The organism is Erwinia sp. L03-1 (genome assembly GCF_058686115.1).
In genome coordinates this window covers 3,758,861-3,773,383 of record NZ_CM178762.1, presented here as the reverse complement: position 1 = coordinate 3,773,383, position 14,523 = coordinate 3,758,861, and the positions used below count along the sequence as shown (strand labels likewise).

Below are 14,523 nucleotides of genomic sequence, written 5' to 3'. Positions count from 1 at the left end.
ATTATCACTTACTCCTGCGCCAGAATCAGCTGAGGATTATCAACGACTACTGCATCAGTATCAGCCGGCGTTATCACCCACTACTGCGCCAGAATCAGCTGAGCATTATCACCTAATCCTGCGCCAGCTTCGGCTGAGCGAAATCACTCACTATTGCGTCAGATCTACCTGCTGATTATCAATCAGGCGGGCTTTGCCGAGCCAGGCGGCCATCAGAATCACCGCGCGCTGGCTATCGACATTGAGCGGCAGCAGCGTATTCGCATCGCAGATAGCCAGGCCATCTGCCCGCAGCCCCTTTTCGGCCAGGGCGGTTTCAGCCTCGGCAATAATTTCTTCAAGGTGGCGATCCCCGTTAGCCAGCCGCTGCGCCATGTTGTTCATCACGCTGCTTACCGTCGGTGCCAGCTTGCGTTCATCAGCGGTCAGATAGCCATTACGTGAGCTGAGCGCCAGGCCATCCTTCGCCCGAACGGTAGGCACGCCAACGATCTGAATATCGTAGCCCATATCGGCCACCATTTTGCGGATCAGCGCCAGCTGCTGATAATCCTTTTCGCCAAAGCAGGCGAGATCGGGCTGGACCAGATTGAACAGCTTGCTGACGATGGTGGAGACGCCGCGAAAATGGCCGGGGCGGCTGGCACCCTCCAGCAGGCCGGAGAGGCCGGGAACCTCGACGAAGGTCTGCTCGCTCAGCCCTTCTGGATAGACCTCGCCAGGCGCCGGAGCAAAAACCAGATCCACCCTGCGGCGGTTCAGTTTTTCGCAATCTTCCTGCAACGTTCGGGGGTAGCGGGCCAGGTCGTCAGGGCGTTCAAACTGCATCGGATTAACAAAAATGGAGACCACCACAATATCGGCCTGCTCGCGCGCTTCGTCAACCAGCGTCATATGGCCGTCATGCAGGTTTCCCATGGTGGGGACCAGCGCAATGCGTTTACCCTCCTGCCGCCAGCGTCGAATCTCCCGACGCAGCATCGGCAGGGTTTCAATAATCAGCACGGATCTTCTCCTGAGTTAGTGGAAACTGTGTTTTTCAGCCGGATAAATTCCCGCTTCAACGTCCGACACATACTGCCTGACCGCTGCGCGGATATCGCCGGTATCGGCGAGGAAGTTTTTAGCAAAGGAGGGAACATGCCCACCGGTAATGCCAAAAGCATCATGCATCACCAGAATCTGGCCGTCGGTAACGTTGCCCGCGCCAATGCCGATCACCGGAATGGTCAGCGAGTCGGTAATGCGTTTTGCCAGCGCCACGGGAACGCACTCCAGCACCAGCAGCTGTATGCCGGCGGCTTCCAGCGCCAGCGCATCTTCCAGCAGGCCGTCAGCGGCCTCGCTTTCGCGGCCCTGCACCTTATAGCCGCCAAAGATATTAACGGACTGCGGCGTAAGGCCAAGATGACCACAGACGGGTACCGCACGTTCGGTCAACTGCTTCACCGTCTCGCTCAGCCATTTCCCTCCCTCCAGCTTGACCATATTGGCCCCGGCACGCATCAGCTGCGCGGCGCTCTCACAGGCCTGCTCTGGCGTGGCATAGCTCATAAAGGGAAGATCGGACATCAGCAGGGCCGCTGGCGCTCCCCGGCGTACCGCCTGCGTGTGATAGACAATATCGGACAGCGTGACGGGCAGCGTTGAGTCATGCCCCTGTACCACCATGCCGAGGGAATCTCCGACCAGCATGACCTGGAGGCCTTCGTCGCTGAACAGGCGGGCAAAGCTAAAGTCGTAGGCCGTTATGGACGCAAAGCGGCGTCCGTTTTTTTTCCACTGGCGAAGCGTCGTGATTGTTGTGGGTTTCATCGCAACCTCTTTAGGCATTTTATAATGGACGTATCTTAATGGATGGGGAAAGGGTTTGCACACGGCCAGGTGCAGCGGGTCAGGTCTTGCGATCCCGGGCCATCAGAACAGGCGCTATGCCCAGCGGCGGATCGCTGAGGTGTCCAGGCCCGCAAGCATATCGTTCAGGCGCTGACCGTCAGGGAAGGCGGCATCGGGGGCGATCTCAAGCAGCGGCAGCAGCATAAAGGCGCGATTGTGCATATCGTAATGCGGCAGTATCAGGCGCGGGGTGTGTAGCCGGAGGTGGCCAAAGAGCATGATATCAATATCAAGCGTGCGGGGACCCCAGCGGTCTTTTTTGCGCACCCGGCCCTGCTCCAGCTCAATGCGCTGCGTCGCGTCCAGCAGAGCCTCAGGCGTTAGCTGGGTATCCAGCGCGACGGCCGCGTTGAGGAAATCTGGCTGGTCGGGCGGCCCGTAGGGCGGCGTACGATAGAAAGAGGAGGTGGCGATGCGCTGGGTATGGGGCAGTCCGTCCAGCGCATCAAGTGCGTCATGCACCTGATGCAGCGGATCGGCAAGATTACTTCCCAGGGCCAGATAGACGCGGGTCATGCGTTGTTGCTGTTACCGTCGCGGCGCGGGCCCGGTACGCGCTTGCGTGGGCGACGGGTACGGCGGCGGGGAACGGGATCGTCGCCCAGCGTATTCAGCATGGTCTTTTGCTGCGGCGGTGCCGAGACCTGGAATTCATTCCACCAGGCGGAGAGGCGCAGCAGCTCCTGATTATTTTCCACCTCGGCACGCAGCGCCAGCAGATCGTAGGCCGCGCGGAATTTAGGATGCTCCATCAGCTTCCAGGCGCGTTTGCCGTGACGGCGGGAGAGCCGCAGCTGTAGCTGCCAGATATCCCGAACCAGCGTAGTGATGCGTTTCGGGATCGCCAGCGATCGGCAGGCTTCATCCAGCACGTCGTTCATGGCCAGCGCAAAGGCGTCGTAATAGGCCAGACCGCTCTCCTGAGCGATTTTCTGCGCCGCTTCCAGCTGGGGATACCAGAACATCGCGGCAAACAGAAACGCCGGATTAACGCGCATCTGATTATGAATGCGGTTATCGGTGTTTTTCAGCACCTGTTCGATCATCCGCTCCATATTGCTGTCGCCGTGCTCCGTAAAGTTACGGGTGATGATCGGGAACAGCGGCTGGAAAAGCTGGAATTCACGCAGTTTGACCCAGGTGGCATAGCCATAGCCCGTTTGCAGCAGCTTAAGGGTCTCTTCAAACAGGCGGGCCGCGGGAATATCATGCAGCAGCGTCGCCAGTCGTGGGATAGGCTCGGCGGTTTCCGCAGCGATCGACATGTTCAGCCTGGCGGCGAAGCGAATGACGCGCAGCATACGCACCGGATCTTCGCGGTAGCGCGTTTCCGGATCGCCAATCAGGCGGATGATGCCCTGTTGCAGGTCGCTCAGGCCCCCGACGTAGTCACGTACGCTAAAATCCGCCACGCTGTAGTAGAGGCTGTTGATGGTCAGATCGCGGCGCTGGGCATCGTCTTCAATGGTGCCGAATATATTGTCGCGCAGCAGCATACCGTTCTGACCGCGCTGGGAGTTATTGCGATCTTCTTCGATTTGCTCCGCTTCGTGGTGCCCGCGGAAGGTCGCGACCTCAATGATTTCCGGGCCAAACATCACGTGCGCAAGGCGGAACCGACGCCCAACCAGGCGGCAATTGCGAAACAGCTTGCGCATTTGCTCCGGGGTGGCGTTGGTGGTCACATCGAAATCTTTCGGTATTTTCCCCAGTAGCAGATCGCGCACGCCGCCGCCCACCAGATAGGCTTCATACCCGGCTTTATTCAGTCGGTATAATACCTTGAGGGCATTTTCACTGATGTCTTTACGCGAAATAGTATGACGATCGCGCGGGATAACGGTCATCTGAGGGACAACCTCAACCTTTGCTGGCGTTTCGTCTTCGCGACTCAAAACTTTTCGGCAAAAATTAGCAACTCGGGAAAAAATGGGACACCTCGATAGTGACAATTAATCTGGGCGAAAAAAAATAGCGGCTAATCATAGCTCAGTGCGGGGCGTTTGAGAATGCTCATATTAACTCCCCCGTCATCTTTCACGCTGTGGCAGGGTGCTTTTACCCTGATATTGCCTGCCAGAGCGTATCGGGCACGACGTTAACGGCGTCACTGCTTTCCACTATTCGTTGAGTATTGCACGTAGTTTGTTGTAGCCGTAAGCGGGACGCCAGACAAATCCCACTCCTGAACCGCCTGCTGTAGCAGTGCGGGCAGCGTCAGATCCTGCCACTCTTCACTCACCGGCTGGCCGAGAAAATGCAGCGCCTCTGTCAGCACCGGGCGCGGATCGCCCGGCGGCAGCGGCGTCGCGTGATTCTGCTTCGAGAGCTTATTACCGTCCGGCCCGGTCGCCAGCGGCAGGTGCAAATAGTCCGGCACCGGCCAGCCAAACTGTTGAAACAGCGTTATCTGCCGCACCGTTGGCTCAATTAAATCAGCCCCTCTGACCACCTCAGTAATACCCTGGTCGTGGTCATCCACCACCACGGCCAGATTGTAAGCGAACAGCCCGTCACGACGATGGATAATAAAGTCTTCCCGCGCCAGGGCGCTATTGGGGCGCACCTCTCCCCGCAGACTATCCTGGAAGTGGCAGGCGGGCTGCGTCGATTTCAGGCGGAGCGCCGCATTATCGGGACGGTGGTTCAGCTCACGGCAGTGGCCATCATACACGCCACCAAGCTGCTGGATACGACTGCGCGGACAGGTACAGTAATAGCTGAAGTGGCGCTCATTCAGCCAGCTTAAGGCCTCACGATAAGCATCATGACGCTGGGACTGCCAGAGAATGTCGCCGTCCCAGTGCAGGCCGTACTGCTCCAGCTGCTGCAAAATGCGCTGAGCGGCTCCCGGAACCTCGCGTGGGGGATCGATATCTTCGATACGTACCCGCCACAGGCCCTGCTGCGAACGCGCGCGCAGGTAGCTGCCAAGGGCCGCAATTAACGAGCCGAAGTGCAGTTCACCGGAGGGGGAGGGGGCGAAGCGCCCGATATAAGCGGAGGCGTGAGTCATAGAGAGAGGCAGTGAAGTGGCCGCAGGGCCAGCTTCACTGCACAGTCTTGCGGCCATTAACCGGCCATTTGTTTTTCGCGGATTTCTGCCAGCGTTTTACAGTCGATACAGAGATCGGCGGTAGGACGCGCTTCAAGGCGACGAATACCGATTTCAACGCCACAGGATTCACAGTAGCCGAAATCGTCATCTTCTACTTTCTTCAGCGTCTTCTCGATCTTTTTGATCAGCTTGCGCTCGCGGTCACGGTTACGCAGTTCAAGGCTGAATTCCTCTTCCTGGGCCGCGCGATCGACCGGATCGGGGAAGTTGGCGGCTTCGTCCTGCATATGAGAAACCGTACGGTCAACTTCATCCCGAAGCTGGTTGCGCCAGGCTTCAAGGATCTTCTTGAAATGCTCCAGCTGGGCTTCATTCATGTACTCTTCGCCCGGTTTCTCCTGATAAGGCTCCACCCCAGCGATGGCGAGAATACTCAGAGACGAGGTTTTACGGGTTTGCCCTTCTTGCATGTTGCTTCTCCTGGATAACACGCACTATCGATCCCCACTTGGGGAAAAAAACAGGTCGCTATAAATAACAGAAGCGATTGAGGTTAGCAATTATTCCTGAACATGCCTTGACAAGGCTGTGAGGAAAAGCGTATCTGGCCGCACCAGAAGTAATTTAATAACAGTCATTTGACCTCTGGTTTACGACGCCACCGGAATGGCCTTTTTTAACCCTATGCCGGTGGGCGACAGCTGCGCCTTATAACATAGCACCTCAACACCGCTCTGCTGTGCCTGTGCCAGTAGTTCTGCGTAGCGCGCATCAATATGACGCGCGGGGGAAACGTCCTCAATTCCCGAGTGCAAAACGGCAAAAAATAACACCGCGCGTGAGCCCTGTTCGGCGATCTTCGTAAGTTCACGAAGATGCTTCTGACCGCGCTCGGTGACCGCATCCGGGAAATACCCTTTACCCTGCTCCAGCAGCGTCACGGATTTGACTTCAATATAGCAGTTTACCCGACTATCTGCCTGCATCAGGAAATCAATACGACTCTTTTCGTCGCCATACTTCACCTCAGCGCGCAGGCTGGTGTAACCGGACAATTCTGGGATCAGCTGCGCCTCCAGCGCCTCCCTGACTAAGGTGTTGGCGCGCAGGGTATTCACGCAGATCCAGTCGCCCCATTGCGTTTCCGTCAGCTCCCAGCTGTGGGGATATTTTCGCGTCAGGCTGTCCGGGGTGGAGTACCACACCCGGTCACCCGGCGTGGCGCAGCCGGTCATCGCGCCTGTATTGGCGCAGTGCAGCGTCATCTCCGTTCCTTCCGGGGTGATCACGTCAGCCAGAAAGCGCTTATAGCGTTTAATCAGCGTCGCCGGACGCAGGGCGGGGGTATAGTTCATTTCTCTTCCTGTGACAGCGCCCAGGCGGCAACTTCGCTATAGCGCGTGCGGCCTTGCGCATAAATGGACTGAAACAGCGTGAAGCGTTCCACGCGAAACGGCCAGCTAAAATTGCGTGGCGGCAGCGACACGGGCTGGGTAGCCTGGCGCAGCAGGGTGACGTGCGGATGAAAGGGCATTGTGCTCTGCTGGCATCCGCTCCGCGCCGCCTGCGAACGCAGGAGTTCGGCCAGCTGTAGCAGCCCGCGCGGCGATCGTTTGGGACCAAGCCATACCACGCCCGATCGCGGCCAGTGCCCGGCATCATCCAGCGTCAGCGTGAAGGGTGCCTGGCGGATGCGGCTCGCCAGCCGCTGTAGCGCGCGGGATTTCTCTTCACTGACCTCGCCTAAAAAGGCCAGTGTCAGATGCAAATTAGCCGCGGCCACCGGGCGACCCGCGCCGTCGACAAAAGTATCGGCCCGCCACTGAATGATGCTCTGCCTGCTCTCTTCCGGCAGGCTGATGCCAAAAAACAGCTTTTTTTGCTCACTCATGGTGCTCTCCGGTATTCCATAAGCAGGAATGCTACAATGCCCGGCTGATTCAGACCACTACGTTATGGAGCTAAAAGTGAGTTCATACCCGGTCGGTGCCGTTTTACCTGAACTGCTTGATGCGCTGCGCCACTCGCCCCAGGTACTGCTTGCCGCCCCTACCGGCGCCGGGAAATCGACCTGGCTGCCGCTACAGATCCTGCAACAGGCTAACTTCAGCGGACGCATCCTGCTGCTGGAGCCGCGTCGGCTGGCGGCGCGTAACGTGGCTCAGCGGCTGGCTGAACAGCTTAACCAGCAGCCGGGGGAAACCATTGGCTACCGGATGCGCTCGGAGAGCCGCGTGGGGCCAACCACCCGTCTGGAAGTGGTGACGGAGGGCATCCTCACCCGAATGCTGCAACAGGATCCCCTGCTGGAGGGCGTTTCGCTGGTGATCCTCGACGAGTTTCACGAGCGAAGCCTGCATGGGGATCTGGCGCTGGCGCTGCTGCTGGACGTGCAGCAGGGGCTGCGGGACGATCTGAAAATATTGCTGATGTCGGCCACGCTGGATAATGCCCGTCTTCAGGCCCTGCTGCCGGATGCCCCGGCTATCGCTTCAGAGGGGCGCGCGTTTCCGGTCGAACGACGCTACGCCACGCTGCCGTCGCATCTGCGGATGGAAGACGCCGTGGCGCGTCAGGTCAGTCAGCTGCTGCGCGAGGAGCACGGCTCCCTGCTGCTTTTCCTGCCGGGCGTCGGCGAGATCCAGCGCGTGCTCACGCAGCTCTCTGCACAGGTTGCCACGGATGTCGATCTCTGCCCGCTCTACGGTGCGCTGCCGCTCGCTGAACAGCGCAAAGCGATCCTTCCCGCTCCCGCGGGCCGCCGCAAAGTGGTGCTGGCGACCAATATTGCGGAAACCAGCCTGACCATTGAGGGGATCCGGCTGGTGGTCGACAGCGCGCTGGAGCGCACGGCGATATTTGATGCACGCAGCGGGCTAACGCGCCTGCAAACGCAGCGCGTCAGTCAGGCCTCAATGACCCAGCGCGCCGGGCGTGCGGGGCGTCTGGAGCCAGGTATCTGCCTGCATCTGCTGGCGAAAGAGCAGGCAGAGCGCGCCGCCAGCCACGCTGACGCGGAGATCCTGCATGCGGATCTGGCCTCCCTGTGGCTGGAAATATTGCAGTGGGGCTGCCGCGATGTCGGCCAGCTCCAGTGGCTGGATCGCCCGCCGGAAAGTGGTATACAGCAGGCCGTGCGGCTGCTGCGGCTGCTGGGCGCCACCGATGCCAGCGGGCAGCTCAGCGCAAAAGGGCGGCGTATGGCCCGGACCGGCGCGGACCCCCGACTGAGCGCGATGCTGGCCGATGCGGGCAGCGATGCCGACAGCGTTGCTACGGCTGCGCTGCTGGTGGCAATGCTGGAAGAGCCCGCGCGCGGCAGTAGCGATCTCCGCGACAGCTTCCACCGCCGTCAGCCAAACTGGCTGGCACGGGCAAAACAGCTGCAAAAGCGCCTGAATCTGACCGGCGGCCTGCCGGACAGCGACAAAATTGCGCCTCTGCTCGCCGGGGCTTTCCCGGATCGGGTAGCGCGCCGACGCGGCGAGGCCGGACGCTATCAGCTGGCGAACGGCAGCGGGGCCATGCTCGAGGGTACGGATGCCCTTAACCGCTATGAATGGCTGATTGCGCCGGGTCTGTTGCAGGGCAGTACCGGCACCTCCGCCCGCATCCTCCAGGCGATGCCGGTTGAGCCTGAGCGGCTGATTAAGCAGCGTCCCGGCCTGTTGGAACAGCGTACCGAGGTGGAGTGGGATGAACAACGCGGCACGCTGCGCGCCTGGCAGCGGGAGCAAATCGGTGAGCTGGTCCTCAGGGCACAGCCGCTGAACAAGCCCGATGAAGCGGATCTGCATCCGGCGATGCTGCGCTGGATCCGCATTAAAGGGCTGTCGGTGCTCAACTGGACGCCGCAGGCAGAACAGCTGCGGATCCGGCTGGTGTGTGCCGCCCGCTGGCTGCCGGAAGAGGGGTGGCCTGCGGCCGATGAGGCCAGCCTGCTGGCCGGACTTGAGCGCTGGCTGCTGCCGATGATGAGCGGCGTGCGGGACGCCAAAGGGCTGCGACAAATTAACGCCGCCAGCGCTTTATTACAATTACTCACATGGTCACAGCGTCAGCAACTGGATACTGCTCTGCCAACTCACTACACTGTGCCCACCGGAAGTCGGCTGCCGATTCGCTACGACGAAGAGAATCCGCCGGCGCTGGCGGTTCGCCTGCAGGAGATGTTTGGCGAAGCGCAGAATCCGTGCGTGGCCGGGGGCCGTATCCCGCTGGTGCTGGAACTGCTCTCGCCCGCGCAGCGACCGTTGCAGATCACCCGCGACCTGGCTGCATTCTGGCAGGGTGCCTGGCGCGAAGTACAGAAAGAGATGAAGGGTCGCTACCCTAAACACGTCTGGCCGGACGATCCGGCAACGGCGGCGCCGACGCGGCGCAGCAAAAAATACTCTGCGCCCTCCTGACGGTGGCGCGCAGGCAGGCATTTCGGAAGGTTCCCGTTCCGAAGCGAGTTGAGTCATAACAGAGTAGTCGGCCTGGCCGACGGCTACCCCTGGAGAAAAGAAACAGATGTCTGACGATCGCGAACCCATTGGGCGCAAAGGCAAACAGCCCAAACCTCCGCGCAAGACGGCGGGCAGAGGTCGCCGCAGGGATGATGAACATGATGAATACGATGATTTTCAGGACGATGACAATGAAGACGAGGAGATAAAACCGGTGCCACGTAAAGGAAAAGGGCGTCCATCGCGGAAAAAAAGGGGCTGGCTAAGCCTGTTGATCAAGCTGCTGCTGATCTTTATCGTGCTGATGGCGGCCTACGGGGTTTACCTCGATTCGCAAATCCGCAGCCGCATTGACGGCAAAGTCTGGCAGCTGCCCGCCACGGTCTATGGCCGTATGGTCAGCCTTGAGCCGGGCATGTCCTACAACAAAAAAGAGATGATCGCGCTGCTGGAAGGCACACAGTACCGCGAGGTGACGCGCATGACGCGTCCCGGCGAGTTTACCGTGCAGGCTAACAGCATTGAGATGATCCGACGCCCGTTCGATTTCCCGGACAGTAAAGAGGGGCAGATCCGCGCGCGTCTGAGCTTTAGCAATGACACCCTGTCTGAGATCAAGAACCTCGACAGCGGCCGTGATTTTGGCTTCTTCCGCCTCGATCCGCGCCTGATCACCATGCTGCAATCCCCCAACGGTGAGCAGCGCCTGTTTGTGCCGCGCGCGGGCTTCCCCGATTTACTGGTGGATACCCTGGTCGCCACCGAAGACCGCCATTTCTATCAGCATGATGGCATCAGCTTCTACTCGATTGGCCGCGCCTTCCTCGCCAACATCACCGCCGGACGTGCGGTACAGGGCGGCAGTACGCTGACGCAGCAGCTGGTGAAAAACCTGTTCCTGACCAATGAGCGATCGCTGTGGCGTAAGGCCAACGAAGCCTATATGGCCCTGATCATGGATGCGCGCTACGGCAAAGATCGCATTCTTGAGCTGTACCTGAATGAAGTCTATCTCGGTCAGGCCGGCAACGATCAGATCCGCGGCTTCCCGCTGGCCAGCCTCTACTACTTTGGCCGCCCGGTCGATGAGCTGAGCCTCGATCAGCAGGCGCTGCTGGTGGGCATGGTGAAGGGGGCGTCGCTCTATAATCCGTGGCGTAACCCGAAGCTGGCGCTGGAGCGCCGTAACCTGGTGCTGCGTCTGCTACAGCAGCAGAAGGTTATCGATCAGGAGCTGTACGATATGCTGAGCGCCCGACCGCTGGGCGTCCAGCCGAAGGGCGGAGTGATTACGCCGCAGCCGGCCTTTATGCAGATGGTACGTAACGAGCTGCAGGCGAAGCTGGGTGATAAGGTTAAAGACCTGTCAGGCGTGAAAATCTTCACCACGCTGGATCCTGTCTCGCAGGATACGGCGGAAAAAGCGGTGGAAGAGGGGATCCCGGCGCTGCGTAAACAGCGGGGTATTAACGACCTGCAAACCGCCATGGTGGTTGTCGATCGCTTTAGCGGCGAAGTGCGTGCTCTGGTAGGCGATGCGGATCCGCAGTACGCGGGCTATAACCGTGCGCTACAGGCCCGTCGATCCATCGGTTCACTGGCTAAGCCTGCTACCTACCTGACGGCGCTCAGCCAGCCCGATAAATACCGTCTGAACAGCTGGATTGCCGATAATCCTATCGCGCTGAAGCAGCCTAACGGGCAGATCTGGAAACCGCAGAACGACGACCGCCGCTTTAGCGGTCAGGTGATGCTGGTGGACGCGTTAACCAACTCGATGAACGTGCCGACGGTGAATCTGGGGATGACCCTGGGCCTGCCGCAGGTGGTGGATACCTGGACCAAACTGGGCGTGCCGAAAGATCAGCTCCAGCCGGTTCCCGCGATGCTGCTGGGAGCACTGAACCTGACGCCAATTGAAGTGGCCCAGGCGTTCCAGACCATCGCCAGCGGCGGTAATCGTGCTTCTCTCTCCGCGCTGCGATCGGTGATTGCGGAAGACGGTACGGTGCTCTACCAGAGCTTCCCGCAGGCCGAACGCGTGGTGCCTGCGCAGGCGGCCTGGCTGACGCTCTATGCGATGCAGCAGGTTGTTGACCACGGTACCGCCCGTGCGCTGGGTGCCCGCTATCCGAAGGCCCATCTGGCCGGGAAGACCGGGACCACCAACAACCAGATAGACAGCTGGTTCGCTGGCGTTGACGGCAAGGAAGTGGCGATCACCTGGATTGGCCGTGATAATAACCAGCCGACGAAGCTGTACGGTGCAAGCGGTGCAATGCAGATCTACCGTCGCTACCTGGATAATCAGGCACCGATGCCGCTGATGGCGACGCCGCCGGAGGATATCGCACCGATGAACGTCGATTCCGCCGGTAACTTCGTCTGCGGCTCCGGCAGCAGCAGCTGGCGCACGCTGCCCGTGTGGACCACCGATGCCAACGCGCTTTGCCAGCAGCAGGCTCAGCAGGTGCAGCAGCAGTTGCAGCAGCAGAATGAGCAGCAGCAGGGCGGACAGCCGCAGGGTGAACAGAAGGACAGCAACGGCGTGGCGGGATGGATCAAGGATATGTTTGGTAAATAGCCCCGGCCCCGTCGCTGAAAACCGGTCCCTCAGGGGGCCGGTTTTTTTTTGCCTTAACTGTAAAGAGTGTAAGTAAGGTGAAAAAAGCGCGTTAGTACCAGAAGAGCACCGACACCCCCTTTTACCCCGAATAAACTCCGGTTACTTTCCCCCTCAGGCGGCAGAAATGTTGATGATTTTCGCTTGCGCGGATTCCGTCGTTTCGCATATTATCCAATCGTTATAATAATAATTATCGTTTACGTTTGCATTTAACTTATTACATCCAGAGAAAAGCACAATGGCGACCGAATTCCTGCTTCCTTCTTCATTATTCACTACCTCTAAACGCCGACTGGCCGTCCTGGTGACGCTGGCGGTTTCGTCCTCTTCTGCCTTCGCGGCTGAGCAGACCCTTACCGTCGACGCCAGCGCGGCGCCGCCGCAGCAGGAGAGCGCCTGGGGGCCTGCGCCTACCATCGCGGCTAAGCGCAGCGCGACCGGCACTAAAACCGATACGCCGATTGAAAAAAATCCGCAGTCGGTTTCCGTCGTCACTCAGGAAGAGATGGCGCTGCATAACGTCACTACGGTAAAAAGCGCCTTCAACTATACGCCGGGCGTGCTGACGGGCAACCGCGGCAGCTCCGACGTGATAGATGCGCTCTCCATTCGTGGCTTTAGTGAAACCAACACTAACCAGTATCTGGATGGCCTGAAATTACAGGGCGATAACTACTCTGAGTTCGCCATCGATCCTTACTTCCTGGAGCGCGCCGAGCTGCTGCGCGGGCCGGTGTCGGTTCTGTATGGAAAAAGTAACCCGGGCGGGGTGGTGTCACTGGTCAGCAAGCGTCCGACCACCGAAACCCTGCGTGAAGTGCAGTTCCAGATGGGTACCGACAACCGTTTCTCTACCGGCTTTGATTTCGGTGGCGCTATTGATGATGCGGGCGTCTACTCATACCGCCTGACCGGCCTGGCTCGCAGCCAGGATGCGCAGCAGGACATGCAGAAGGAAAAACGCTACACCATCGCGCCTTCCTTTAGCTGGCAGCCCGATGATAAAACCAATTTTACCCTGCTGACCTATTTCCAGAACGAACCACAAACCGGCTACTACGGCTGGCTGCCGCGCCAGGGTACGGTCGTGCCGATCGTCGATGCGAATGGCAATCAGCATAAGCTGGGCCGGGATTTTGATGAGGGCGAAGCCAGCAACAAGATCTCCCGCAACACCAAAATGATTGGCTATAACTTTTCGCACAGCTTTGACGATACCTGGACCGTGCGGCAGAACCTGCGCTATGCCGATCTGCGCACGAATTATCGCAGCATCTACGGTAGCGGTTTAGACAGCAGCACCAATACCATTTCGCGTGGCTACGCCGTCTCTGAGGAAAAACTGAATCAGTTTGCCGTTGATAACCAGCTGCAGGCGAAGTTTGCCACCGGGCAGGTGGATCATACGCTGCTGATGGGCGTCGACTATCAGCGCACCCGCAACGATATCAACGCCGGTTTCGGCTCGGCGACTTCGCTTAGCGCACTGAATCCGCAGTATGGCAGCGATCAAATGGTGCCGGGTTCGCTGTTTCCCTATCACTATCTGAACAAGCAGGAACAGACCGGCCTGTATACGCAGGATCAGATGGAGTGGAATCGCTGGGTACTGACCCTGGGCGGCCGCTACGACTACGCGATGACCTCTGCTTACAACCGCAGCGGCGACAGCCTGGCAAAAAACCACGATCAGGCGTTCACCTGGCGCGGCGGGCTTAACTACGTTTACGACAACGGCATCGCGCCTTACTTTAGCTACAGCGAATCCTTTATTCCGACTGCGGGCAGCACCCTGGACGGCGCGACGTTCGATCCTTCCCGCGCCAAACAGTATGAGGCCGGGGTGAAATATGTACCGAAAGATCGCCCCCTGGTGCTAACCGGTGCAGTCTATCAGCTGACCAAAACCAAAAACCTGACTGCCGATCCGCGCAATCTTAACTTCAGCGTGCAGGGCGGTGAAATTCGCTCGCGCGGCGTAGAGCTGGAGGCCAAAGCGGCGGTCAACGAAAACGTCAACGTGACGGCGGCCTACACCTATACCGATGCAGAATATACCCACGATACCCTGCTGAAGGGCAGGACGCCGGTTGAAGTGCCGAAAAATATGGCCTCCCTCTGGGCAGACTATACCTTCCATGAGACCGCGCTCTCCGGGCTGACCCTGGGCGCAGGCGTGCGCTATATTGGAGAGAGCAAAGGCCTGTACGCAGAGACGGTAAACAATGGCGTTAAGAGCAATCAGAACTTTGACGTCGCAGGCTACACCACGGTGGATGCGCTGGTTAAATACGATCTGGGCCGCTTTGGCATGCCGGGCTCGTCAATTGGCGTTAACGTAAGTAATCTGTTTAATCGTAACTACGTTGCCAGCTGCTACCGCGACTACGCCTGCTACTGGGGCGCTGAACGTGAGATCGTCGGCACGGCAACCTTCCGTTTCTAATCTTTGCACCCGGGCGCGGCTCTGCTGCGCCCACCAATCAGAAGAC

Annotated in this window: 11 protein-coding genes; 3 read left to right on the top strand and 8 right to left on the bottom strand. The window is 59.2% G+C overall.

What is annotated here, in order from left to right; genetic code table 11:
• Nucleotides 1-150 precede the first annotated feature (150 nt).
• From panC to thpR, 8 genes are all read right to left on the bottom strand, one after another.
• Nucleotides 151-1,005: a pantoate--beta-alanine ligase gene (panC, locus tag AC4PCC_RS17425; protein WP_345830580.1), complete on the bottom strand. Its 855-nt coding sequence runs from the start codon at nucleotides 1,003-1,005 to the stop codon at nucleotides 151-153.
• A gap of 15 nt (nucleotides 1,006-1,020) precedes the next feature.
• Nucleotides 1,021-1,815, bottom strand: coding sequence for a 3-methyl-2-oxobutanoate hydroxymethyltransferase (gene panB / locus AC4PCC_RS17420; protein WP_492125357.1), 795 nt, complete (start codon nucleotides 1,813-1,815; stop codon nucleotides 1,021-1,023).
• Nucleotides 1,816-1,929: 114 nt separating this feature from the next.
• The gene (folK, locus tag AC4PCC_RS17415; protein ID WP_345830583.1) at nucleotides 1,930-2,412 is read right to left on the bottom strand and encodes a 2-amino-4-hydroxy-6-hydroxymethyldihydropteridine diphosphokinase; all 483 of its coding nucleotides are present in this window, start codon (nucleotides 2,410-2,412) and stop codon (nucleotides 1,930-1,932) included.
• On the bottom strand, nucleotides 2,409-3,827 hold the full coding sequence (gene pcnB / locus AC4PCC_RS17410; protein WP_345831547.1) for a polynucleotide adenylyltransferase PcnB: 1,419 nt from the start codon (nucleotides 3,825-3,827) through the stop codon (nucleotides 2,409-2,411). The genes folK and pcnB overlap by 4 nt, the downstream gene beginning before the upstream one ends.
• A 176-nt stretch (nucleotides 3,828-4,003) precedes the next feature.
• Nucleotides 4,004-4,912 (bottom strand): tRNA glutamyl-Q(34) synthetase GluQRS, encoded by a 909-nt coding sequence (gene gluQRS / locus AC4PCC_RS17405; protein WP_492127557.1) that lies wholly within the window; start codon nucleotides 4,910-4,912, stop codon nucleotides 4,004-4,006.
• Nucleotides 4,913-4,968: 56 nt separating this feature from the next.
• Nucleotides 4,969-5,424, bottom strand: a complete 456-nt coding sequence (dksA, locus tag AC4PCC_RS17400; protein WP_034937242.1) for an RNA polymerase-binding protein DksA — start codon at nucleotides 5,422-5,424, stop codon at nucleotides 4,969-4,971.
• Nucleotides 5,425-5,604: 180 nt separating this feature from the next.
• Complete coding sequence (gene sfsA / locus AC4PCC_RS17395) at nucleotides 5,605-6,309, bottom strand: DNA/RNA nuclease SfsA (RefSeq protein WP_492125356.1); 705 nt, start codon at nucleotides 6,307-6,309, stop codon at nucleotides 5,605-5,607.
• The gene (thpR, locus tag AC4PCC_RS17390) at nucleotides 6,306-6,845 is read right to left on the bottom strand and encodes an RNA 2',3'-cyclic phosphodiesterase (protein ID WP_492125355.1); all 540 of its coding nucleotides are present in this window, start codon (nucleotides 6,843-6,845) and stop codon (nucleotides 6,306-6,308) included. The genes sfsA and thpR overlap by 4 nt, the downstream gene beginning before the upstream one ends.
• A gap of 76 nt (nucleotides 6,846-6,921) precedes the next feature.
• On the opposite strand from thpR, the gene hrpB reads away from it, so the two are divergent.
• The 3 genes from hrpB to fhuA all read left to right on the top strand — a co-directional run bounded on the left by hrpB (nucleotide 6,922) and on the right by fhuA (nucleotide 14,477).
• Nucleotides 6,922-9,363 carry an ATP-dependent helicase HrpB gene (gene hrpB, locus AC4PCC_RS17385; protein ID WP_492125354.1) on the top strand — a complete coding sequence of 814 codons (2,442 nt, stop codon included), beginning with the start codon at nucleotides 6,922-6,924 and terminating at the stop codon, nucleotides 9,361-9,363.
• 106 nt (nucleotides 9,364-9,469) lie between these two features.
• Nucleotides 9,470-11,989: a bifunctional glycosyl transferase/transpeptidase gene (mrcB, locus tag AC4PCC_RS17380; RefSeq protein ID WP_492125353.1), complete on the top strand. Its 2,520-nt coding sequence runs from the start codon at nucleotides 9,470-9,472 to the stop codon at nucleotides 11,987-11,989.
• Nucleotides 11,990-12,269: 280 nt separating this feature from the next.
• Nucleotides 12,270-14,477, top strand: a complete 2,208-nt coding sequence (fhuA, locus tag AC4PCC_RS17375) for a ferrichrome porin FhuA (RefSeq protein WP_492125352.1) — start codon at nucleotides 12,270-12,272, stop codon at nucleotides 14,475-14,477.
• Nucleotides 14,478-14,523: the final 46 nt, after the last annotated feature.